Annotated in this window: 23 protein-coding genes; 15 read left to right on the forward strand and 8 right to left on the reverse strand. The window is 68.3% G+C overall.

Annotation, left to right across the window (positions count from 1 at the left end):
* Positions 1 to 5: 5 nt before the first annotated feature.
* Both ACLIME_RS05590 and ACLIME_RS05595 read left to right on the forward strand, forming a co-directional pair.
* On the forward strand, positions 6 to 926 hold the full coding sequence (locus ACLIME_RS05590) for a heme o synthase (RefSeq protein WP_411558397.1): 921 nt from the start codon (positions 6 to 8) through the stop codon (positions 924 to 926).
* Positions 927 to 930: 4 nt separating this feature from the next.
* Complete coding sequence (locus tag ACLIME_RS05595) at positions 931 to 3,480, forward strand: DEAD/DEAH box helicase (protein ID WP_071260203.1); 2,550 nt, start codon at positions 931 to 933, stop codon at positions 3,478 to 3,480.
* A gap of 67 nt (positions 3,481 to 3,547) precedes the next feature.
* Here ACLIME_RS05595 and ACLIME_RS05600 read toward each other — a convergent pair whose 3' ends face one another.
* The gene (locus tag ACLIME_RS05600; RefSeq protein WP_411558778.1) at positions 3,548 to 4,519 is read right to left on the reverse strand and encodes a COX15/CtaA family protein; all 972 of its coding nucleotides are present in this window, start codon (positions 4,517 to 4,519) and stop codon (positions 3,548 to 3,550) included.
* A 308-nt stretch (positions 4,520 to 4,827) separates the two neighbouring features.
* Between ACLIME_RS05600 and sufB the strand changes: the two genes are divergently transcribed.
* The 7 genes from sufB (at position 4,828) to abc-f (ending at position 11,895) form a co-directional block, all read left to right on the forward strand.
* Positions 4,828 to 6,246, forward strand: a complete 1,419-nt coding sequence (gene sufB / locus ACLIME_RS05605; protein WP_079705963.1) for a Fe-S cluster assembly protein SufB — start codon at positions 4,828 to 4,830, stop codon at positions 6,244 to 6,246.
* Positions 6,246 to 7,454, forward strand: coding sequence for a Fe-S cluster assembly protein SufD (gene sufD, locus ACLIME_RS05610; protein ID WP_411558398.1), 1,209 nt, complete (start codon positions 6,246 to 6,248; stop codon positions 7,452 to 7,454). The genes sufB and sufD overlap by 1 nt, the downstream gene beginning before the upstream one ends.
* Complete coding sequence (locus tag ACLIME_RS05615; RefSeq protein WP_064296937.1) at positions 7,454 to 7,777, forward strand: non-heme iron oxygenase ferredoxin subunit; 324 nt, start codon at positions 7,454 to 7,456, stop codon at positions 7,775 to 7,777. The genes sufD and ACLIME_RS05615 overlap by 1 nt, the downstream gene beginning before the upstream one ends.
* A 4-nt stretch (positions 7,778 to 7,781) precedes the next feature.
* Positions 7,782 to 8,558, forward strand: a complete 777-nt coding sequence (gene sufC / locus ACLIME_RS05620) for a Fe-S cluster assembly ATPase SufC (RefSeq protein ID WP_064296938.1) — start codon at positions 7,782 to 7,784, stop codon at positions 8,556 to 8,558.
* A gap of 28 nt (positions 8,559 to 8,586) precedes the next feature.
* The gene (locus tag ACLIME_RS05625) at positions 8,587 to 8,916 is read left to right on the forward strand and encodes a metal-sulfur cluster assembly factor (protein ID WP_056005622.1); all 330 of its coding nucleotides are present in this window, start codon (positions 8,587 to 8,589) and stop codon (positions 8,914 to 8,916) included.
* A 93-nt stretch (positions 8,917 to 9,009) separates the two neighbouring features.
* Positions 9,010 to 10,176, forward strand: coding sequence for a MalY/PatB family protein (locus tag ACLIME_RS05630; RefSeq protein ID WP_411558399.1), 1,167 nt, complete (start codon positions 9,010 to 9,012; stop codon positions 10,174 to 10,176).
* Positions 10,177 to 10,296: 120 nt separating this feature from the next.
* Positions 10,297 to 11,895: a ribosomal protection-like ABC-F family protein gene (abc-f, locus tag ACLIME_RS05635; protein ID WP_056005615.1), complete on the forward strand. Its 1,599-nt coding sequence runs from the start codon at positions 10,297 to 10,299 to the stop codon at positions 11,893 to 11,895.
* Between the two features lie 80 nt (positions 11,896 to 11,975).
* Here abc-f and ACLIME_RS05640 read toward each other — a convergent pair whose 3' ends face one another.
* The 3 genes from ACLIME_RS05640 to ACLIME_RS05650 are packed head-to-tail and all read right to left on the reverse strand — an operon-like array spanning position 11,976 to position 13,350.
* Positions 11,976 to 12,824 carry an SURF1 family protein gene (locus ACLIME_RS05640; protein ID WP_085510918.1) on the reverse strand — a complete coding sequence of 283 codons (849 nt, stop codon included), beginning with the start codon at positions 12,822 to 12,824 and terminating at the stop codon, positions 11,976 to 11,978.
* Complete coding sequence (locus tag ACLIME_RS05645) at positions 12,821 to 13,045, reverse strand: hypothetical protein (RefSeq protein WP_079705968.1); 225 nt, start codon at positions 13,043 to 13,045, stop codon at positions 12,821 to 12,823. The genes ACLIME_RS05640 and ACLIME_RS05645 overlap by 4 nt, the downstream gene beginning before the upstream one ends.
* Entirely contained in the window at positions 13,042 to 13,350 is a 309-nt protein-coding gene (locus ACLIME_RS05650) for a DUF3099 domain-containing protein (RefSeq protein WP_086473255.1), read from the reverse strand. The genes ACLIME_RS05645 and ACLIME_RS05650 overlap by 4 nt, the downstream gene beginning before the upstream one ends.
* Positions 13,351 to 13,511: 161 nt before the next feature.
* On the opposite strand from ACLIME_RS05650, the gene fabG reads away from it, so the two are divergent.
* On the forward strand, positions 13,512 to 14,222 hold the full coding sequence (fabG, locus tag ACLIME_RS05655; protein ID WP_079705970.1) for a 3-oxoacyl-ACP reductase FabG: 711 nt from the start codon (positions 13,512 to 13,514) through the stop codon (positions 14,220 to 14,222).
* 58 nt (positions 14,223 to 14,280) lie between these two features.
* Here fabG and serB read toward each other — a convergent pair whose 3' ends face one another.
* Both serB and ACLIME_RS05665 read right to left on the reverse strand, forming a co-directional pair.
* Positions 14,281 to 14,976: a phosphoserine phosphatase SerB gene (serB, locus tag ACLIME_RS05660; protein WP_411558400.1), complete on the reverse strand. Its 696-nt coding sequence runs from the start codon at positions 14,974 to 14,976 to the stop codon at positions 14,281 to 14,283.
* Positions 14,973 to 16,217: a glucose-1-phosphate adenylyltransferase gene (locus ACLIME_RS05665; RefSeq protein WP_064296946.1), complete on the reverse strand. Its 1,245-nt coding sequence runs from the start codon at positions 16,215 to 16,217 to the stop codon at positions 14,973 to 14,975. Before ACLIME_RS05665 ends, serB begins: the two co-directional genes overlap by 4 nt.
* 45 nt (positions 16,218 to 16,262) lie before the next feature.
* On the opposite strand from ACLIME_RS05665, the gene glgA reads away from it, so the two are divergent.
* The 3 genes from glgA (at position 16,263) to ACLIME_RS05680 (ending at position 18,726) form a co-directional block, all read left to right on the forward strand.
* A complete protein-coding gene (glgA, locus tag ACLIME_RS05670) occupies positions 16,263 to 17,444 on the forward strand; it encodes a glycogen synthase (RefSeq protein ID WP_411558401.1) in 1,182 nt (393 codons plus the stop codon).
* 63 nt (positions 17,445 to 17,507) lie between these two features.
* Complete coding sequence (locus ACLIME_RS05675; protein WP_085510924.1) at positions 17,508 to 18,320, forward strand: ABC transporter ATP-binding protein; 813 nt, start codon at positions 17,508 to 17,510, stop codon at positions 18,318 to 18,320.
* A gap of 157 nt (positions 18,321 to 18,477) precedes the next feature.
* A complete protein-coding gene (locus ACLIME_RS05680) occupies positions 18,478 to 18,726 on the forward strand; it encodes a type B 50S ribosomal protein L31 (RefSeq protein WP_056005588.1) in 249 nt (82 codons plus the stop codon).
* A 72-nt stretch (positions 18,727 to 18,798) separates the two neighbouring features.
* On the opposite strand, the gene ACLIME_RS05685 is transcribed toward ACLIME_RS05680, so the two are convergent.
* Entirely contained in the window at positions 18,799 to 19,572 is a 774-nt protein-coding gene (locus ACLIME_RS05685; RefSeq protein ID WP_411558402.1) for a 3'-5' exonuclease, read from the reverse strand.
* Positions 19,573 to 19,676: 104 nt separating this feature from the next.
* Between ACLIME_RS05685 and ACLIME_RS05690 the strand changes: the two genes are divergently transcribed.
* Entirely contained in the window at positions 19,677 to 20,579 is a 903-nt protein-coding gene (locus ACLIME_RS05690) for an alpha/beta fold hydrolase (protein ID WP_079705975.1), read from the forward strand.
* Positions 20,580 to 20,583: 4 nt separating this feature from the next.
* Here the strand turns inward: ACLIME_RS05690 and ACLIME_RS05695 are convergent, their stop codons facing one another.
* A complete protein-coding gene (locus ACLIME_RS05695; protein WP_124769373.1) occupies positions 20,584 to 21,486 on the reverse strand; it encodes a Sir2 family NAD-dependent protein deacetylase in 903 nt (300 codons plus the stop codon).
* 138 nt (positions 21,487 to 21,624) lie between these two features.
* Here ACLIME_RS05695 and ACLIME_RS05700 point away from each other — a divergent pair, with 138 nt between their 5' ends.
* Positions 21,625 to 22,428 carry a TrmH family RNA methyltransferase gene (locus ACLIME_RS05700; RefSeq protein WP_138947103.1) on the forward strand — a complete coding sequence of 268 codons (804 nt, stop codon included), beginning with the start codon at positions 21,625 to 21,627 and terminating at the stop codon, positions 22,426 to 22,428.
* Positions 22,429 to 22,480: the final 52 nt, after the last annotated feature.

The following is a 22,480-nucleotide window of genomic DNA, read 5'->3' on the forward strand; positions in this document are numbered from 1 at the left end:
GAGCAATGGACGTCGCTGTAGCAGAACGTGTGTCGAGCCCCAAGCTCGGTTTCCGACGCAAGGCGAAGGCGTACATCGCCCTCACCAAGCCGCGGGTCATGGAACTGCTGCTCGTGACGACGATCCCCGTCATGATCCTCGCGAAGGCCGGTCTGCCCGACTGGTGGCTCGTGATCGCGACCGTCATCGGCGGGTCGTTGAGCGCCGGCTCCGCGGCGGCGTTCAACTGCTACATCGACCGCGACATCGACGCGGTCATGGACCGCACGAAGAAACGCCCTCTCGTCACCGGCGAGCTCACACCGCGTGAGGCACTCGTGTTCGCGTGGACGCTCGGCGTCGTCTCGACGGTCTGGCTCCTCGCCACCACCAACTGGCTCGCGGCCGCACTGTCCGTCGGCGCGATCCTCTTCTACGTCTTCGTCTACACGCTGTGGCTGAAGCGACGCACCCAGCAGAACATCATCTGGGGTGGCATCGCGGGCTGCTTCCCCGTCGTCATCGGCTGGGCCGCCGTCACCGGTTCGCTCTCGTGGGCACCGATCATCCTCTTTGCGGTCGTGTTCCTCTGGACGCCGCCCCACTACTGGCCGCTGTCCATGAAGTACCGCAGTGATTACCAGGCCGTCGGCGTGCCGATGCTCGCCGTCGTCCGCGGTCGCGCTCAGGTCGGCCTCCAGGTCATCCTGTACGCGTGGGCGACGGTCGTCTGCTCGCTCCTGCTCATCCCGGTGGCCGACATGGGGCTGCTGTACAGTGCCGTCGCTCTCCTGTCCGGCGGCTGGTTCGTCTACGAGACCCACCGCCTCTACAACCTCGCGATCCGCCACGAGCACGTCTCGCCGATGCGCGTCTTCCACGGGTCGATCACCTACCTGACCCTCCTGTTCCTCGCCGTCGGCATCGACCCGCTGCTCCCGTTCTGACCCGGTGGCTGACGCAGCGGAACGCGGCCGGCTGATCGCTGCGACGGGGGAGAGCCCCGACATCGTCTTCGATCGGTTCGTCTCCTGGGCCGAGGCCGGCGGACTCAGCCTGTACCCGGCGCAGGAGGAGGCGCTCATCGGCATCGTCGACGGCGCCAACGTCATCCTCTCCACCCCGACCGGCACCGGCAAGAGCCTCGTCGCCGCCGGCGCACACTTCGCGGCGCTGAGCTCCGGTCGCCGCAGCTACTACACGGCCCCGATTAAGGCGCTCGTCAGCGAGAAGTTCTTCGCACTCGTCGAGATGTTCGGCGCGGAGAACGTCGGGATGGTGACCGGGGACTCCTCGGTGAACGCCGACGCGCCGATCGTCTGCTGCACCGCGGAGATCGTCGCCAACCTGGCGCTCCGGCACGGCGAGGACGCCGGCATCGACCAGGTCGTGATGGACGAGTTCCACTTCTACGCCGACCCCGACCGCGGGTGGGCGTGGCAGGTCCCGCTGCTCACCCTCCCGGACACACAGTTCATCCTCATGTCCGCGACCCTCGGCGACGTCGGCGACCTCGCACGGGACCTCGAGCGCCGGACCGGCCGTGAGACCGCCATCGTGACCGGCGTCGAACGACCGGTGCCGCTCCACTTCTCCTACGCGACCACACCGATCCACGAGACCGTGGAAGACCTCCTCCACACGGGACAGGCTCCGATCTACATCGTCCACTTCGCGCAGGCGGCGGCGCTCGAGCGGGCCCAGGCGTTGACCAGCCTCAAGGTCGTCACCCGCGAGCAACGCGATGAGATCGCCGACGCCATCGGCGACTTCCGGTTCAGCACCGCGTTCGGCACGACGCTGTCCCGGCTCGTCCGCAGCGGAATAGGCGTGCACCACGCCGGCATGCTGCCGAAGTACCGACGCCTCGTGGAGCAGCTGGCCCAACGTGGTCTCCTCCGCGTCATCTGCGGGACGGACACCCTCGGCGTCGGGATCAACGTCCCGATCCGCACGGTCCTGTTCACGGCGCTCACGAAGTACGACGGCACGAAGATGCGCCAGGTGAACGCCCGGGAGTTCCACCAGATCGCCGGTCGTGCGGGTCGGGCCGGCTACGACACCGCGGGCACCGTCGTCGTCCAGGCCCCCGAGCACGAGACCGAGAACCTCAAGCTCATCGAGAAGGCCGGCGACGACCCGAAGAAGCGCCGGAAGATCATCCGGAAGAAGGCGCCGGAGGGGTTCGTGTCCTGGGGGGAGCCGAGCTTCCAGCGACTCGTCGCGGCCGAGCCTGAGACGCTGACCAGCCACATGCAGCTCACCCACGCGATGATGCTCAGCGTCATCGCACGAGGCGGCGACAGCTTCGGCACCATCCGCTCCCTCGTCTTCGACAACCACGAGCCTCGGGCGAGACGCTTCGCCCTGGCCAGGCGCGCGCTCGAGATCTACCGCACCCTTCGCACGGCAGGCGTCATCACCCAGACGATCGACCCCGAGACGGGTGAGGTCGTCATCGGCCTCACGGTCGAGCTGCAGCCGAACTTCGCACTCAACGCTCCGCTGTCGCCCTTCGCCCTCGCCGCGTTCGAGCTCTTGGACCCCGCGGAGCCCGGCTTCGCGCTCGACGTCATCTCGGTCGTTGAGTCGACGCTCGACGATCCGCGCCAGATCGTCATGGCCCAGCAGCACCTCGCCAGGGGTGAGGCCGTGCAGGCGATGAAGGCCGAGGGGATCGAATACGACCAGCGCATGGAGCTCCTCGAGGCGGTCACCCATCCGAGACCGCTGGCGGAACTCCTCGAGGCGGCGTTCACGAGCTACACCGCCGCGCAGCCGTGGGCACTCGACCTCGAGCTGCGCCCGAAGGCGGTCGTCCGCGACTTCATCGAGCGCGCACTGAACTTCAGCGAGTTCGTCTCGTTCTACAGTCTCTCGAGGTCCGAGGGACTCGTTCTGAGGTACCTCTCCGACGCCTTCCGGGCGATCCGGCAGAGCGTGCCGGACGAGTTCAAGGACGAGGAGCTCCAGGACCTCATCGAGTGGCTCGGAGAACTCGTCCGACAGGTCGACTCGAGTCTGCTCGACGAGTGGGAAGAACTGTCCCACCCGGACCCCGAACGCCATGCGGAGACGAGTCGGTCACTCCCACCCACGCCACGGAGCGTCCTCGCCAACCGCCGGGCGTTCACCGTCCTCGTCCGGAACGAACTCTTCCGCCGGGTCCAGCTCGCGTCGCTGGAGCACTACGACGCGCTCGGCGAGCTCGACGCGTCGGCTGGATTCGACGCAGATACCTGGGCGGACGCCATGGATCCGTACTTCGAGGAGCACGGTGAACTCCCGACGGGTGCTGCAGCACGGAGCCCGGCGCTACTGGTCGTCGACGACGAGGACGAGCGCCCCGTCGGCGACACGGGCGGTGTCTGGCGGGTGCGTCAGGTGTTCGCCGATCCAGCCGGCGACCATGACTGGGGGATCAGCGCGGTCATCGATCTCGACGCCTCCGACGAGACCGGCACCGCGGTCGTCCGGGTGACCGCGGTCGGGATGCTCTGAGCCCTCAGCAGGCGCAGTGGGCCGTCAGCAGACCCGCTGACCCGTCGGCGGGAGAGCGTCTGAGTCGTCAGCGGGAGACGCTGAGGAATGCCGACTCGTCGACGCATGACGCGGTCCGGACCGGGATCCGCTGCTGCAGCACGACCCAGGTCATCGCGGCGACGAGCAGTCCGGCCAGCACCATGTGCAGCCCGACGAGCACCTCGGGGAGTCCGAGGCGGGCCTGGGTGAGCCCCACGATGATCTGCACCACTTCGACCGCGAGCAGTGTGGAGACCGCGGTGCGCACCCCGCGCGACCCGCGGCGGGCGCCGAGCGCGATCGCACCGACGAGCAGCACGATGGTGCCGGCGAGCGTCGCGTAGGCGGGCCAGCTGTGGAGGTGCTGGAGGAACTCGGGGTCGAACCCGTTGCGCGGCGCCGGCACCTCCTTCGAGTTGTCGCCGGCGTGCGGGCCCGAGCCCGTCGTCAGGATGCCGAACACGACGGTGACGGCGACGAAGAGGCTCGTCAGGTGGACGACGCCGAGGTACCAGCCGGGCATGACTTTCACCGCACCGCGGGGGCCGCGGTAGACCCGATGGACGAGCATCGTCGCGAGGGCGACGAGGACGATCGAGATGACGAAGTGCAGCCCGACCACGTACGGGTTCAGCCCGGTGAGGACGGTGATGCCGCCGAGGACCGCCTGCGCGGGGATCGACAGGCCCTGGAGCAGGGTCAGTCGGAAGAGGTCGGGGCGCTGCCGACGCATGCGGATCACCGCGAGGAACGCGGCGATGACGATGGCCGCGAGGACGAAGGTCAGGAGTCGGTTGCCGAACTCGATGAACCCGTGGATGCCCATCTCCGGCGTGTTGACGAAGGAGTCGTCCGTGCAGCGCGGCCACGTCGGGCACCCGAGCCCGGAGGCCGTCAGACGCACGGCGCCCCCGGTCCCGATGAGGACGAGCTGGAAGGCGAAGGAGAGCCAGGCGACGACCCGCACGCGCTTGTCGATCGTCGTCGGCAACCACTGCCAGAACCGGGTGGCCCGCACCCGGTCGGGAAGGGACGGTGCCGGCGTCGGTCGACCGGCGGTCTTGGAGTGGTGTGACACGGGGTCGATCCTTCGGTTCGCGGTGGCCACGGCTGCCGTATCCACCGTCCTCACCCACAACCCACAGGAAGCTGTAGGATTATGAGGTTCACGGTGCGCGCGAGAAGCGCCATGGTTCATGAACATTGTAGGTTCGCGAAGAAGCCGCCCGCACATCCCCTCCCCAATCCGCTCCGATCAGGCGCGTGCCATGGGAGGGAATGACGACCTCCAGCCGGTGGTTGTCTCCAGGGAGGAAAGAGGGACACATGTCAGACATCCTGATCGATCGCCCGGAGCTCGCCGGACTCGGCCAATACGAGTTCGGATGGCACGACGGCGACGTCGCCGGCGCTTCAGCGCGCCGCGGCATCTCCACCGAGGTCGTGGCCGACATCTCCGCACTGAAGAACGAACCGGACTGGATGCTGCAGCGCCGCCTCAAGGCCCTGCAGCTGTTCGAGCGCAAGCCCATGCCGACATGGGGTGCCGACCTCTCCGAGATCGACTTCGAGAACATCAAGTACTTCGTCCGGTCCACCGAGAAGCAGGCTCAGACCTGGGAGGACCTGCCGGACGACATCAAGAACACCTACGAGAAGCTCGGCATCCCCGAGGCGGAGCGCCAGCGCCTCGTCTCCGGCGTCGCCGCGCAGTACGAGTCCGAGGTGGTCTACCACCAGATCAACGAGGAGCTCGAGGCGCAGGGTGTCATTTTCATGGACACCGACACGGCGTTGCGCGAGCACCCCGAGTTCTTCGAGGAGTACTTCGGCACGGTCATCCCGTCCGGCGACAACAAGTTCGCCGCGCTGAACACCGCCGTGTGGTCGGGTGGCTCCTTCGTCTACGTGCCGCCCGGCGTGCACGTCGAGATCCCGCTGCAGGCCTACTTCCGGATCAACACCGAGAACATGGGCCAGTTCGAGCGCACGCTGATCATCGCCGACGAGGGCAGCTACGTGCACTACATCGAGGGTTGCACCGCGCCGATCTACAAGTCGGACTCGCTGCACTCCGCGGTCGTCGAGATCATCGTCAAGAAGAACGCCCGCGTCCGCTACACGACGATCCAGAACTGGTCGAACAACGTCTACAATCTGGTCACGAAGCGCGCTACGGCCGCCGAAGGCGCGACCATGGAGTGGATCGACGGCAACATCGGATCCAAGGTCACGATGAAGTACCCGTCCATCTACCTCATGGGCGAGCACGCCAAGGGCGAGACCCTGTCCGTCGCGTTCGCCGGTCCCGGCCAGCACCAGGACGCCGGCGCGAAGATGATCCACATGGCTCCGTACACGCAGTCGTCCATCGTCTCCAAGTCGATCGCCCGAGGCGGCGGACGCGCGGGATACCGCGGCGAGGTCCGGGTGGACGCCAACGCCCATCACTCGGCCAACACCGTGCGCTGCGACGCGCTCCTGGTCGACACCATCTCCCGCAGCGACACGTACCCGGCGATCGACATCCGGGTGGACGATGTCCAGCTCGGACACGAGGCGACGGTGTCCAAGGTCAGCGAGGAGCAGCTCTTCTACCTCATGAGCCGCGGCATGCCGGAAGACGAGGCCATGGCGATGATCGTCCGCGGCTTCATCGAGCCGATCGCCCGCGAACTGCCCATGGAGTACGCACTCGAACTCAACAAGCTCATCGAGATGGGCATGGAAGGATCCGTCGGTTAATGACGACTGCAGCACCGACTCAGACCGAAGGACAGCACGGCATCACGGCACACAGCGACGGCGCAGGACGCGTCATCCCGGTGCAGACCCGATCGGAGCGCTTCAGCTCCTATGATGTCGCCGACTTCCCAGCGGTGACGGGACGCGAGGCGGTCTGGAAGCTCAGCCCGGTCGCGCAGTTCACCGACCTCACCGCGGGGGAGCTCGACGGCTCACCCACCCCGATCACGCACGACGACGTCGACGGTTTCAGCGTCGAGTGGATCAGTCGCGACGACGCCCGCGTCGGCTCCGCCGGCGTGCCGGAGGAGCGCGCCTCCGCGAACGCCTGGTCGAGCTTCGACCAGGCACTGGCGATCTCGGTCACGGGCGAGGAGCCCAAGACCCTGCGCCTCGAGCGGAGCGGGCTCGGCGACGGCGCCCGCGCTGCGCACACCGTCATCACCGCCGCGCCGTTCAGCCGTGGCCTCATCATCATCGAGAACGCGGGCGACGCCCGCCTCACCGAGAACGTCGAGATCGTCGTCGGCGAACAGGCCGACGTGACCGTCGTGACCGTGCAGTGGTGGGACGACGCCGCCGTGCACCTCGCCAGCCACTTCGCGTCCATCGGTCGCGACGCCCACCTCAAGCACGTCGTGGTGTCGCTCGGCGGCAAGGTCGTCCGGGTGAACCCGACCCTGCACCTCGCCGGTCAGGGCTCGGACCTCGACTCGCTCGGGGTGTACTTCTCCGACGCGGGTCAGCACCTCGAGCAGCAGGTCTACATGCACCACGACGCACCGAACACCCGCGGGCGCGTGACCTACAAGGGCGCACTGCAGGGCGAGGGTGCGCGGTCCGTGTGGATCGGCGACGTCCTCATCAGCAACCGTGCCGTCGGCACCGACAGCTACGAGCAGAACCGCAACCTGGTCCTCTCCGACGGCACCCGTGCCGACTCGGTGCCGAACCTCGAGATCGAGACCGGCGACATCGCCGGTGCCGGTCACGCGAGCGCGACCGGACGCTTCGACGACGAGCAGCTCTTCTACCTGCAGGCTCGAGGCATCCCTGAGGACGAGGCACGACGACTCGTCGTCCGCGGCTTCCTCGTGGAGATCATCCAGCAGATCGGTGACACCGAGCTGCAGGAGCGCCTCTCGGCGGCCATCGAGGCCGAACTGCTCGGCGCCGACGGACAGGGCACCGGCGGAGCGCAGCACTGATGGCGACGAAGGTGTGCTCGTTCGACGAGCTCGCCGTCAACCAGGCCAAGCGGGTCGTGGTGGACGGCGTGCCGATCGCCCTCGTGCGCGACGCGTCGGACGAACTGTTCGCGATCGGCGACGTCTGCACCCACGGCGACATCTCGCTGTCCGAAGGCTTCGTCGAGGACGGCAACCTCGAATGCTGGGCACACGGTTCGCAGTTCTCGCTCACGACGGGCAAGCCGCTCACCCTTCCGGCCTACGAGCCGGTCCCCGTCTACACCGTCGAGCTCATCGACGGCGACATCTACATCGACCCGACCGCAACGAAAGAGATCTAGCACCATGTCAGTCCTCGAAATCCGCGACCTGCACGTCAGCGTCGAAACCGAGCAGGGCACCAAGCCGATCCTGCGTGGCGTCGACCTCACCATCCGCACGGGCGAAACGCACGCGATCATGGGTCCGAACGGTTCGGGCAAGTCCACGCTCGCGTACACGATCGCCGGCCACCCGAAGTACACCGTCGACAGCGGATCCATCACGCTGGACGGCGAGGACGTCCTCGCGATGAGCGTCGACGAGCGCGCCCGTGCCGGACTCTTCCTCGCGATGCAGTACCCGGTCGAGATCCCCGGAGTCACGGTCACGAACTTCCTCCGCACGGCGAAGACCGCCGTCGACGGCGAGGCGCCCGCGATCCGCGGCTGGATCAAGGACGTCCGCGAGTCGATGAAGAACCTGCGCATGGAGCCTGCCTTCGCCGAGCGCAACGTCAACGAGGGCTTCTCCGGTGGCGAGAAGAAGCGTCACGAGATCCTCCAGCTCGAGCTGCTGAAGCCGCAGTTCGCAGTCCTCGACGAGACCGACTCCGGCCTCGACGTCGACGCCCTCAAGATCGTGTCCGAGGGCGTCAACCGCGCCAAGGAGAACACGGGCCTCGGCGTCCTGCTGATCACGCACTACACGCGGATCCTCCGCTACATCAAGCCGGACTTCGTGCACGTCTTCGTCGCCGGCAAGATCGCCGAGCAGGGCGGTCCCGAGCTCGCCGACCGACTCGAGAACGAAGGCTACGACCGTTTCCTCGTCGACGCCGTCGTCGCCCCGGAAGGTGCCTGAGGCCGCGCGAGCGGTCTAAGATAACGACATGGTAACAACGCTCAGTCCGCAACGATTCGACGAGGTCGAAGAGGCGCTCAAGGACGTCATGGACCCCGAGCTCGGGGTGAACGTGGTCGACCTCGGTCTCATCTACGACCTGGGGTGGGATGACGAGAACGACGCGCTCATCATCCACATGACCCTGACCTCCGCCGGATGTCCGCTCACGGACGTCCTCGAGGAGCAGACGGGTCAAGCGCTCGACGGCATCGTCGACGCCTTCCGCATCAACTGGGTGTGGATGCCGCCATGGGGCCCGGAGCGCATCACGGACGACGGGCGCGACATGATGCGTGCCCTCGGCTTCTCGATCTGATCGAACCTCCACGACGACGGACGGCTGCATTGCAGCCGTCCGTCGTCCTGTTCCCGGCAGCGTCGTCCGGCTGATCCCGGATAGGGTCGAGGCATGACCGAGATCGTGTCCGCAGACCCCCTCGACGTCCTGCGCAGCCGGACGAGCGAGAAGTGGTCCGAGTACCCCGACGACGTCCTGCCCATGTTCGTCGCCGAGATGGACGTCCCCCTGGCACCCGTGGTCCGCGATGCCCTGCACGCGGCGATCGACCGCGGTGACGCCGGGTATGTCGCGAGCCGCACACGGCTCCCACAGGCGTTCGCCGACTTCGCAGCGCGACGCTGGGGATGGGACGTGGATCCCGGCTCCGTGTTCACCACCGCCGACGTCAGCATGGGCATCGTCGAGATCCTGCGTCGCGTCATCTCTCCCGGCGAGGGCGTCGTGATCACCTCGCCGGTCTACCCGCCGTTCTTCGACCTCGTCACCGAAGCCGGGGGAGTCGTGGTGGACGTCCCCTTGCTCGGGTCCAGCCGCGCCGACGATCCCGCCGGGGGCTGGCGGCTCGACCTGGACGGTCTCGAAGCCGCCTTCCGCAACGGCGCGAAGGCGTTCCTCCTCTGCAACCCGCACAACCCGATCGGTCGGCCGCACACGGTCGACGAACTCCGCTCGGCCGCCGCGCTGGCCGCGCGGTACGGGGTCACGGTCGTGAGCGATGAGATCCACGCTCCGCTCACCCAGCCGGGCGAGCGGTTCGTCCCCTATCTCAGCGTGTCCGACGAGGCCGCCGAACACGGGTACGCCGTCCTGTCGGCGAGCAAGGCCTGGAACCTCGCCGGCCTGAAGTGCGCGGTGATGGTCACCGCCGGCCCCGGGCCACGGAGCGTGGTCGCTGGGATGCCGGTCGAGGTGTTCTGGCGGACGGGCCAGTTCGGTGTGCTGGCTTCAGTCGCCGCCTTCGAGGCCGGAGAGCCCTGGTTGGACGGGCTCCTCGGGTTGCTCGACGGCAACCGGCGGCTGCTCGGTGAGCTGCTGGGCACCGAGTTGCCCGAGGTCGGCTACCGTCCGCCTGCCGCCGGGTACCTCGCCTGGCTGGACTGCACCACGCTCGGTTGGACCGAGCCACCGGCGCGGCGCATCCTGCGCGAGGCGCGCGTGGCCCTGCAGGAGGGAGCCCCGTTCGGGCCCGGCGGCGTCGGCCACGCGCGACTCAACCTGGCCTGCTCACCCGAGCTCCTCACCGAGGCGGTCGTACGGATCTCCGCCCTGCGTTGACGGCTGTCCGGCCGCACCGGAACGGCCGCGGTGCTGAGCATCGGATTCACGATTTATACTGGGAGGCTGACCCCCACCCTCCGCGTTGTCGAAACGCACCCGAAGAAATGGACTATGCCTGTGCTGAGTGTGCACGACCTCGAGATCCGCGTGGGGGCACGCGTGCTCATGGAGCACGTGAACTTCCGCGTGTCCGCCGGCGACAAGATCGGCCTCGTCGGCCGCAACGGTGCCGGTAAGACGACCCTGACCAAGACGCTGGCGGGGGAGACCCTCCCGACGAACGGCAAGATCGATCGCGGTGGCGAGATCGGGTACCTGCCGCAGGACCCGCGCTCCGGCAACCCGGAGGACCTCGCCCGCACCCGCATCCTCGATGCGCGTGGTCTCGGCCAGCTGGCGCTCGGCATGCACGAGTCGAGCATGGCCATGGCGAGCGACGACCCGAAGGTGGCGGAAGCCGCCATGAAGAAGTACGGCAACCTCACCGACCGGTTCAACGCGCTCGGCGGGTACGCCGCAGAGGCCGAGGCGGCCTCGATCGCGTCGAACCTGAACCTGCCCGACCGCATCCTCGATCAGCAGCTGAAGACGCTCTCGGGTGGACAGCGCCGACGCATCGAGCTCGCGCGCATTCTTTTCTCCGACGCCGAGACGCTCATCCTCGACGAGCCGACCAACCACCTCGACGCTGACTCGGTCGTCTGGCTGCGTGAGTTCCTCAAGCAGTACAAGGGCGGGTTCATCGTGATCTCGCACGACATCGAGCTCGTCGGCGAAACCGTCAACCGGGTCTTCTACCTCGATGCGAACCGCACCGTCATCGACATCTACAACATGAACTGGAAGAACTACCAGCGTCAGCGCGAGGCCGATGAGGAGCGCCGGAAGAAGGAGCGCACCAACGTCGAGAAGAAGGCCACGGCGCTCCAGCTCCAGGCGGCCAAGTTCGGTGCGAAGGCCAGCAAGGCGGCCGCAGCCCACCAGATGGTGGCCCGCGCCGAACGGATGCTCTCCGGGCTCGAGGAGGTCCGCGCGCAGGACCGCGTGGCCAAGCTGCGGTTCCCGACCCCGGCGCCCTGTGGCCGGACGCCGCTCATGGCGAGCAACCTGTCGAAGAGCTACGGCTCGCTCGAGATCTTCACGGCCGTCGACCTCGCGATCGACCGTGGCTCGAAGGTCGTCATCCTCGGATTCAACGGTGCGGGCAAGACGACCCTGCTGCGGATCCTCGCTGGAGTGGACCAGCCCGACACCGGGCAGCTCGAGCCCGGGCACGGCCTGCGGATCGGCTACTACGCGCAGGAGCACGAGACGATCGACGTGAAGCGCAGCGTGCTCGAGAACATGGTCTCCTCGTCGCCGAACATCACCGAGATGGAAGCGCGCAAGGTCCTCGGCTCGTTCCTGTTCACCGGCGACGACTCCAACAAGCTCGCGGGCGTGCTGTCCGGTGGCGAGAAGACGAGACTCGCTCTCGCGATGATCGTCGTCTCGGGCGCGAACATGCTCCTCCTCGACGAACCGACCAACAACCTCGACCCGGCCAGCCGTCTGGAGATCCTCGACGCGCTCGCCCACTACGAGGGTGCCGTCGTGCTCGTGAGTCACGATGAGGGCGCCGTCGAGGCGCTCAACCCCGAGCGGGTGCTCATCCTGCCCGACGGCGTCGAGGACCACTGGAACAAGGACTACCAGGACCTCGTCAGCCTGGCCTAGCGCCAGCGGGCCAGCGCGCCCGGCCCGTGAGCATCATGGGCCGGGTGCGCCCCGTCCGTCGACGGCTCGGGCCGGTCGGGTCAGCGACTCGCTTCGAGGATCTCATCCTCGATGTCGGCGTCGGACCGTGCCTTCGCGGCGAGCCGTTCGGCGCGCGCAGCCGCACGCCGCTGCTCCTTCGGGTCGTCGGAGTTCAGGATGCGGTACTCCTGACGGATGGCATAGGCGAGGAAGATGAAGCCCATCAGCGCGAAGACCACCCATTGCAGCGCGTACGAGAGGTGCATCCCCTCGTTCGGCTCGGGCTTGATCGGACCGAGCGGTGCCGCCTCGGCAGGCGCCGGGCTCTCCGAGAGGAGCATGCCGTACGCACCGGAGTAGAGCGTCTCGCCGCGGAGTTCGGCGATCTGCGGGAGGTTGATCGTGGCCACCTGGCCGTCGGCGGCCCCGCGGCCCGGGAGCGTCGGTTCGCCGGGTCGGATGCGGACGACGACCGAGACCTCACCGCTTGGAGGGGCCGGGACCGACTCGGGTGCTTCGAGTGAATCGTTCGCAGCGACCCAGCCACGGTCGACGATGAACACGTCTCCGTTGGCAAGTCGGAGCGGCGTGAGGACATTGAAGCCCGCCTGGTTGTTCCGGGGACGGTTCCGGACCAGCAGCTGTTCGTCAGGCAGGTAGGTGCCACTCATCGACACCGGGTGCCATTCGTCGGCCACGCTGAAGGAGTCCAGCGACGGCAGCGCTTCGTCGAGCGGGATCGGGGTCGCGTCCCAATTGGTCTCGATGCGCTGGACCTCCTCCTCCTTCTCGCTCGCGCGGGCGAGCTGCCAGTTGGAGAGGAGGACGCACACGATCGCGAACACGATCGCGACGCCGAGGTAGCCGAGCCAACGGCGGCTGAAGGCGAACCGCCAACCCGCGCTCATGAGCCGACCGCCGACGCCAGCGGACGCCGCTCGAGCGGGAAGGAGCGGGCTTCGAGGAAGGCTTCCAAGAAGTCGACGTGTTCGTCGCAGGCGGTCCAGACCTTCACGCGGTCCTCCGCGTGGATCTTCGGATTGCGCCACTCGATCCGCCAGCTCGCCGCCGCGCGGCAGCCGGCCCGGGAGCAGATCACGCCGTCGGGCTCGGCACCGAACCCGATCATGCCTGGTCGGCCGGACGAGGCGGAACCGAGTCGTCGACGATGATCGGCCGCTGGGACACGACGACACCGGTGGGGCGCTCGATGGCCCCCTGCGACGGCAGCGACCCGGCGTTCGCGATGATGACGGCGACGTACGGCAGGAAGATGGCACCGGCTGCGACCGCGAACATCCAACCGCCCTGGACGAACGGGAGCGCAGCGAGGCAAAGCAACCGGACACCCATGGTGATCGAGTACTTGATGAGCCGCTGCCGGCGCTCTTGTTCGGGAGCCGGTGGGAGGGAGGTGATGCTCTGCTGCTTCATGCCATGACCAGCCTACGCGCTCGGCGGGTGGGCGAAGCCCCCAAATCACCGGGAGAAAGGGAGTACCCCCATATGCTGGTACGGGCCCGCGGCCGGAACGTCGCGCGCCCCGACGGCCGCCGCACGAGTCGGCCGGTATCGCCGCAGGAGAGGAATCGACCATGACCGCACCACGCACCGTACTCGTCACCGGAGGCAACCGGGGGATCGGCTTCGCCATCGCCGAGGAGTTCGTCGCGCAGGGTCACCGCGTCGCCGTCACCGCACGATCCGGCGAGGGCCCCGCTGGCACGTTGACCGTCCGCGCGGACGTCACCGACGCCGCCTCCGTCGACGCGGCGTTCACCGAGATCGAGTCGGAGCTCGGGCCGGTCGAGGTGCTCGTCGCGAATGCGGGCATCACGAAGGACACCCTGCTCATGCGGATGAGCGAAGACGACTTCGACCAGGTGGTCGACACGAACCTCGGCGGCTCCTTCCGCGTCGTCAAGCGCGCGTCCAAGGGCATGCTCAAGGCACGCTTCGGACGCATCGTGCTCATCTCCAGCGTCGTGGGTCTCTACGGGTCCGCCGGCCAGGTCAACTACGCGGCCTCGAAGAGCGGCCTCATCGGCATGGCGCGATCCATCACCCGCGAGCTCGGTGCACGTGGGATCACGGCGAACGTGATCGCCCCGGGGTTCATCGAGACCGACATGACCGCCGAACTGCCCGCCGAGACCCAGGCCGAGTACAAGAAGAGCATCCCGGCAGCGCGTTTCGCGAGTGCGAACGAGGTCGCGAAGGTCGTCACGTGGATCGCCGGTGACGACGCGGGCTACATCTCCGGCGCCGTCATCCCGGTCGACGGCGGCCTCGGCATGGGTCACTGACCCGGGCAGCACCGCACCGAGCAGAACCCGACCTCGGGCGCTGACCCCGACGCGCGGATCAGAGCCCGAGGAGCGGGAGGACGCCGGCGAGGTCGACCCGCCCGGCGACGACGTCGGCATGGCGGCGGACGATCGGCTTCGCGTTGAACGCGACCGAGAGCCCGGCGACGGCCATCATCTCGAGGTCGTTGGCTCCGTCGCCGATCGCGATCGTCCGTCCCAACGGCACGCCGTCCTCGTCGGCCCACTCCTGCAGTGCGGCCGCCTTCGCCGCCGCGTCGATGATGGGGCCGCTGAGGCCTCCCGTCAACCGACCGTCGGCGGTCTCGAGGCGGTTCGCCCGCACATGGTCGAGGCCGAGTACCTCGGCGAGCGGGTCGAGCAGTTCATGGAACCCGCCGGACACGACACCGATCCGTGACCCGTGCGCATGCAGCCGGCCGATCAGCGTCTCCAGGCCGACCGTCGTCCGGATCCGTTCGGCGATCACCGGGATCCGGTCGACGGGCAGGCCCGCGAGCGTCGCGACCCGGGCCCGGAGGCTGTCGGCGAAGTCGAGGTCACCGCGCATGGCGCGCTCGGTGATGGCGGCGACCTCAGGAAGGCTGCCGACCTCCTCGGCGAGCAGCTCGATCACCTCGTTCTGGATGAGCGTCGAGTCGGCGTCGAGGACCGCGAGGAACCGGACGCCTCGTCCGGCCTGTGGGGGGAGTGCTGCCTCGGGATCCGCCACTGCCGAACGCTCGGTACTCATGGAACGACGCGTACTCCCTTGCCAACCACGGTGAGACCGGATTCGGTGACGGTGAAACCGCGAGCGCGGTCACGGTCGTGGTCGACACCGACGCTCGCGCCGGAGGTGACCACCACATCCTTGTCCAGGATAGCCCGCTTGACGACGGCGTCCGGTTCGATGTGGACCTTGTCGAACACGACCGAGTCGGAGACGTGGGCGCCGGATTCCACGAGCGCCCATGGCCCGAGGACACTGCGCTCGATGTGGGCACCGGACAGCAGCGAACCGAGGGAGACGATCGAGTCGATGGTCTGGCCGAGGTTGCCCTTCGCGTCCCGCACGAACTTCGCCGGCGGCGAGTTCAGCTGCGAACTGAAGATCGGCCAGTCGCGGTTGTACAGGTTGAAGATCGGGAGCGTCGAGATGAGGTCCTGGTGGGCCTCGTAGAACGACTCGATCGTCCCCACGTCGCGCCAGTAGTAGCGATCGCGATCCGTCGAGCCGGGCACGTCGTTCCGCTGGAGGTCGTAGACGCCGGCCTCACCGCGGTCGACGAAGTACGGGACGATGTCGCCACCCATGTCGTGGTTCGAGCTCGTCACCTCACCGTCGTCGATGACCGCCTGCATGAGTGCGTCGGCGTCGAAGACGTAGTTGCCCATCGAGGCGAGCACCTCGCCGGGGGAGTCGGGCAGGCCCGGCGCGTCGAGCGGCTTCTCGAGGAAGCGGGCGATGGTCGTCGGGTCGTCCGCGTCGACGTCGATGACGCCGAACTGGTCGGCGAGGGAGATGGGCTGACGGATCGCGGCGACCGTCGCCTTCTTGCCCGAGGCGATGTGCGCCTCGATCATCTGCGCGAAGTCCATGCGGTAGACGTGGTCGGCGCCGACGACCACGACGATGTCGGGCTTCTCGTCGCGGATCAGGTTGAGGCTCTGCAGGATCGCGTCGGCGGATCCGCTGAACCAGCGCTTCCCGAGACGCTGCTGCGCCGGCACGGACGCGACATAGGAGTCGAGCAGGCCGGACAACCGCCAGGTCTGCGAGACGTGGCGGTCGAGGCTGTGGGACTTGTACTGGGTGAGGACGACGATCTGGGTGAGTCCGGAGTTGATGAGGTTCGACAGCGCGAAATCGATCAGGCGGTACTGCCCGCCGAACGGTACGGCCGGTTTCGCGCGGTCTGCGGTCAGCGGCATCAACCGCTTCCCTTCCCCACCAGCGAGGACGATTCCGAAGATCTTCTTTGAGGCGGCCATGGCTTCACAATAGATGCCGGACGAGACCTGTACTAGCGTCTAGACATGCGAGTTGATCTTGTGACAAAGGAGTACCCGCCGGAGATCTACGGCGGCGCAGGCGTCCACGTGTCGGAGCTGGTGAAATCCCTCCGTAGCGACATCGACGTGACCGTGCGCTGCTTCGGCGCTCCACGCGACGAGGCCGACACCGTCGCGTACGGTGTCCCGGCCGAGCTCCAGGGGGCGAACGGCGCCCTCACGACCCTCGGGACGGACCTCCTGATCGCCCAGGACGTCGCCGGGGCCGACCTCGTGCACTCGCACACCTGGTACGCGAACGGCGCCGGTCACCTCGCGTCACTGCTGCACGGCATCCCGCACGTCGTGACCGCGCACAGTCTGGAGCCGCTCCGCCCTTGGAAGGCCGAGCAGCTCGGCGGCGGGTACCGCGTGTCCAGCTGGATCGAGCAGTCCGCCTACGAAGGCGCCGCGGCCGTCGTCGCGGTCAGCGACGGCATGCGTCGCGACATCCTGCGGTCGTACCCGAGCCTCGACCCGGCCAAGGTGGAGGTCATCTACAACGGCATCGACCTGACCGACTGGCAGCCACGCGTGGACGACGAGCTGTTGCGGTCCCTCGGCATCGACCCGTCCCGTCCCTCCGTCGTCTTCGTCGGTCGGATCACCCGTCAGAAGGGGCTGCCGTACCTGCTCCGCGCGGCCCGATTGCTGCCACCCGACGTGCAGCTCATCCTGTGCGCAGGCGCTCCCGACACCCCCGAGATCCTCGCCGAGGTCAAGGGGCTCGTCGAGGAGCTGCAGCGCGAGCGCACCGGGGTCGTGTGGATCGAACGACTGCTCCCGCGTCACGAATTGTGCACCGTCCTCACCGCCGCCACGACCTTCGTGTGCCCGTCGATCTACGAGCCACTCGGCATCGTCAACCTCGAGGCGATGGCCTGCGGTGCCGCCGTGGTCGGGACGGGGACCGGCGGCATCCCGGAGGTCGTGCAGGACGGTGTGACCGGCAGGATCGTCCCGCTCGCGCAGGCCTCCGACGGCACCGGCACCCCGCTCGACCCGGAGCGCTTCGTCGCCGACCTCGCCGCCACCCTCACCGAGGTCGTCCAGGATCCCGCCCAGGCGAGGGCCTACGGGGCCGCTGGTCGCCGACGCGCGGAGTCCGACTTCAGCTGGTCGCGCATCGCCACCCAGACGGCGGAGCTGTACCGCAGCCTGGTCTGAACCACCTGCGGACACCTCGGAGGACGGCGACGCGCGACGAGTCTTGGCGGATAGGCTAGGACCATGCCGAGCGTGTTGCAGTTCTCCGATGTGTCCGTCGTCCGTAATCTCAACCCCATCCTCGATGGCGTCGACTGGACGGTGACGGGCGACCAGCGATGGATCGTCCTCGGCCCGAACGGCGCCGGCAAGACGACGCTCCTGCAGCTCGCGGCGACGCTCATCCACCCCTCGAAGGGCACGGTCTCCGTGCTCGACGAGACGCTCGGCCGGGTCGACGTCTTCGAACTGCGCCCGCGCATCGGCTTCGCGTCCTCCGCCCTCGCGAAGCGGGTGCCGCCGGAGGAGACCGTCCTGGACGTCGTGCTCACGGCGGCCTACTCGGTCACCGGGCGCTGGGTCGAGCAGTACGAGGACATCGACGTGAAGCGCGCGTCGCGGGTCCTCGCGGAGTGGAAGCTCGACCACCTCGCCGACCGCCGCTTCGGCACGCTCAGCGACGGCGAGCAGAAGCGCGTGCAGATCGCGCGGGCCATCATGACCGACCCCGAACTCCTCCTGCTCGACGAGCCGGCAGCGAGCCTCGACCTCGGCACGCGCGAGGAGCTCGTCGAGCTGCTCGGCGGCTACGCGAGCGCCGACGACTCACCGGCGATCATCATGGTGACCCACCACGTCGAAGAGATCCCCGTCGGGTTCACCCACGTCCTGCTCGTTCGCGACGGCGGCATCGTCGCCGCCGGCCCGATCGCCGAGACACTCACGGCCGAGCACCTCAGCGAGACCTTCGACCTCCCGATCGAGCTGAGCGAGGAGGACGGCCGGTTCCACGCCCGCTCCGTCCGCGCCGGACGCTCGGCCGTCGCCCCCTCCTGACCGCCACGCCTCGGCGAGTCGTCCTCGGCTGGCGAGCAGATGCGCGCCGAGTCTGGTAAAGTCGACCTTTGGCTCGCGGAGCCAAGAGCTTTCTGCCTCGTGCCTGGAGTTCCGAGCGCGGGTACTACCCACACCATCCACTCAACAAGGACTGCTGATGAAATCTGACATCCACCCCACGTACGAAGCCGTCGTCTTCCGCGACCTCGCCTCCGGCGCGACGTTCCTCACGCGCTCGACGGTCTCGTCGGGCAAGACGATCGACCTCGACGGCGTCACCTACCCGGTGATCGACGTGGAGATCTCGTCCGAGTCGCACCCGTTCTACACGGGTAAGCAGCGCATCATGGACTCCGCCGGTCGCGTCGAGAAGTTCAACCAGCGCTTCAAGGGCTTCGGCAAGTAGTCCTTCAGCTGGAATACACGAACGCCCCGATCCTCGGATCGGGGCGTTCGTCGTCGTGGCGAGCCGTACGGCTCAGATGCCGATGGGCAGCTGGTCCGCTGGGACGATGATCGGTGCCTCGGGTCGGGCGGCAGGGCGTCCGGTGCGGATGGGCCAGGCACCGTCGGCGGTGAACTCGGGATCGCGCACGCGGCGCATGTAGGACTGGAAGCTCTCCGCCTGCTCGAGCGACCAGGTCCGCTGGGCCTCGTGCAACTCGTCGACGCTCGTCGGCAGGGCGTCGGCATGAAGCCGACCGATGGCCTGAGCGACGCGTCCGGCGGCGACGGCGTCCACCCCCGCGTCGTGCGCACCCTCGAGCGGGACGCCGTGTAGGGCGGCGACGACCTCGAGCGTCCGCTTGCCGCGCCGGAAGGTGTCGAGCCGCCGGTCGAGGATCAGCGGGTCGACGACGGGGGACGGGTCGGTGATCGAGGTCACCCCGTGTCGCTCCGCCTCGAAGTGCAGGAGGGAGAAGTCGTAGGGCGCGTTGTAGGCGACCACCGGGGTCCGTGCGGCGAACAGCTCGGTGAGGACGGCGACGATCTCGCCGACGACGGCCGGTGCCGGACGCCCCTCCGCCCGGGCCCGCTCCGTCGTGACGCCGTGGATCTCGGCGGCGCGAGCGGGGATCTCGACCCCGGGGTCGGCCATCCACGACCACGAGCGTTCGACCGAACCGTCCGCGGTGATGACACCGACGAAGGCGGTCACGATGCGACTCGTCTCCACCTCGATGCCCGTCGTCTCGAGATCGAAGACCGCCAGGCGGTCCGTCCAGTGGGGATTCGCGTCGACCGTGTTCACGCCTTCACCCTATGACGCACCTCCGACAGGGTCCTGTGCCACGCCGGGGCGGCACGGTCCGCGTCATCGGGTGAACGCGGAGCCGGACTGCCTAGACTGAGTGGATGCCCGTCGAATCACCGTACGCCGACCAGCTCGACCGCATCCCCGTCCGGGAGCGCTCGCTCATCGTGGACGGAGCCGAGACCCGGTTCTGGGACTACGGCGACCACGAGGCGTCGACGACGATCGTCATGGTGCACGGGTTCCGGGGCGACCACCACGGCCTCGAACCGGTCGTCGCGCAGCTCTCCGGGTTCCGGATCATCGCTCCGGACCTCCCCGGCTTCGGCAGCTCGGCCCCGTTCCCCGAGGCCACCCACTCCGTCGAGGGGTACGCCGCCTGGCTGGGACGGTTCATCGAGGAGCTGCACCTGACCGGCCGTGTCGTCCTGCTCGGGCACTCGTTCGGCTCGATCGTGTCGAGCGCCGCCGTCGCCGGGGGACTCCGACCGGACGACCTCGTCCTCGTGAACCCGATCGCCGCCCCGGCGCTCCAGGGCCCTCGAGGTGTCCTGACGAGGCTCGCGGTCTTCTACTACTGGTCGTCCGCGAAGCTCCCGAAACGCCTGGGATTCGCCTTCCTCCGGAACAAGGGCGTCGTGCGCATCATGAGCGTCGCGATGTCGAAGACCAAGGACCCGACGCTCCGTCGGTGGATCCACGCCCAGCACGACCAGTACTTCAGCGCCTTCGCCGACCGGGAGGTCGTCCTCGAGTCGTTCACCGCCTCGGTCAGCCACGACGTCAGCGAGTACGCCGACCGCATCCCCAGCCGCACGCTGCTCATCGCCGCCGAGCGTGACGACATCACGCCCGTGGCCGCGCAGTACGCGCTCGCGAAGCGGTTCGCCGACGCGCAGCTGCACGTCATCCCGGGCGTCGGACACCTCATCCACTACGAGGAGCCGCACGACGCGGCGCAGCGCCTCACCGCGTTCCTCGCGGACGACCGCACCGACGCCTGAGGCGTCAGGCGTCGGTCGCCTCCTGCGAGACGACGCTCGTGAATGCGGACGGGACCAGGCGGGCGGCGATCCCGGTGAGCGTCTCACTGGCACCCGCGTCGAGCTTCACGTCCGCGCGGCCGTCCGCCTTCGTGACGCCGCGGTTGATGACGACGATCGGCAACCGCTTCCGGCGGGCGAGTTCGAGGAGCCGGATCCCCGAGTTGACCACGAGCGACGACCCGGCGATCACGAGTGCGTCGGCGCCGCGCACGAGTGCTGCCGCCTCGGCGTACTTCTCCGTCGGGATGAATTCGCCGAAGAAGACCACGTCCGGCTTCAACATGCCGCCGCAGACCGTGCACACGGGGACGACGATCTCGTCCACGCGCCCGACCTCGGCGTCACCGTCCGGGTTGATCGTCACGTCCGTCTCGGTGTCGAGCCAGGGGTTCAGGGCCGTCATGCGCTCCGCGATGCTCGACCTGGCGTAGCTCTGACCGCAGGAGAGACAGCTGACGCGGTCCATCGACCCGTGCAGGTCGACCACTCGGCGCGAGCCGGCCCTGACGTGGAGGCCGTCGACGTTCTGCGTGATGACGCCGTCGGCGATGCCGGCCTCCTCGAGGAGCGCGATCGCCCGGTGGCCGGCGTTCGGGCGAGCTCCGTCGAACCGCTTCCACCCGAGGTGGCTGCCGGCCCAGTAGCGTTTGCGCGCGGCGTCGTCATTGGACAGGAACTGGTCGACCGTCATGGGGGTCCGCACCGGAGCGCCCTGGCCCCGGTAGTCGGGGATGCCGGAGTCCGTGCTCACGCCGGCCCCGGTGAGGAAGGCGACACGGCGGTCCGTGAGCAGCTCGATCGCCCGTTCGAGCCCGGCCTCGGCCGTCTCGTCAGCGGGATCCCCTGCTGCGATCAGCGTGCTCATGCCTGCTCCGTCCATCCGTCCGCGATGATCGGAGTGCTCCAGGCCATCGCTTCCCCTGAGTCTAAACGGCCTCGTTTTCGATCGTGTTCCCACTCTGGCAAGGTGGAGGTCGAACATCGCGTCGAGAGGACGTCTCCCATGCAGGTCATCCGGATCACCGATCTCGACGACGGACGACTCGACGACTACGCGCGACTGACGGACGTCGCCTTACGCCGGGTGTCCGAACCCGCGGGTGGCCTGTACATCGCCGAGTCGACGAAGGTCATGGAACGTGCGCTGCGCGCCGGCCACCGACCACGATCCGTCCTGCTGCAGGAGAAGTGGCTCGAGGACGTCTCGCCTCTCCTCGAGGACCACGACGTCCCGGTCTTCGTCGGCGAGCCCGCACTCCTCGAGCAGCTGACGGGCTTCCACCTGCACCGGGGGGCGCTTGCGGCGATGCACCGCCCACCGCTCGCCGACCCCGCCGAACTCCTCGCCGACGCCCGCCGGGTGGTCATCCTCGAGGACATCGTCGACCACACCAATGTCGGTGCCATCTTCCGCTCCGTCGCCGGCCTCGGTGCCGACGCGGTCCTGATCACCCCGCGCTGCGCCGACCCGCTGTACCGTCGAAGCGTCCGCGTCAGCATGGGCACGGTCCTGCAGGTACCGTGGACCCGCCTGCCGGAATGGGACGTCGCTTCCGGCGTCCTGCGGGATGCCGGCTTCGAGACGGCCGCCCTCGCCTTGGCCGACGACGCCGTGGACCTCGACACCTATGCTCGGACCGCGCCGGAACGGCTCGCCATCGTGCTCGGCGCCGAGGGCGACGGTCTGAGCGCCTCGGCCCTCGCCGCCGCCGACACGATCGTGACCATCCCGATGCTCCACGGCGTCGACTCGCTGAACGTCGCGTCGGCCAGTGCCGTCGCCCTCTGGGAGCTCCGGGTCCGCTGACCACGGTCCCACGCTGCTCGAGGACGCCCGGTCGGCGGCACGTCGCGACAGG

The organism is Plantibacter sp. MPB07, assembly GCF_046619465.1.
Lineage (GTDB): Bacteria > Actinomycetota > Actinomycetes > Actinomycetales > Microbacteriaceae > Plantibacter > Plantibacter auratus.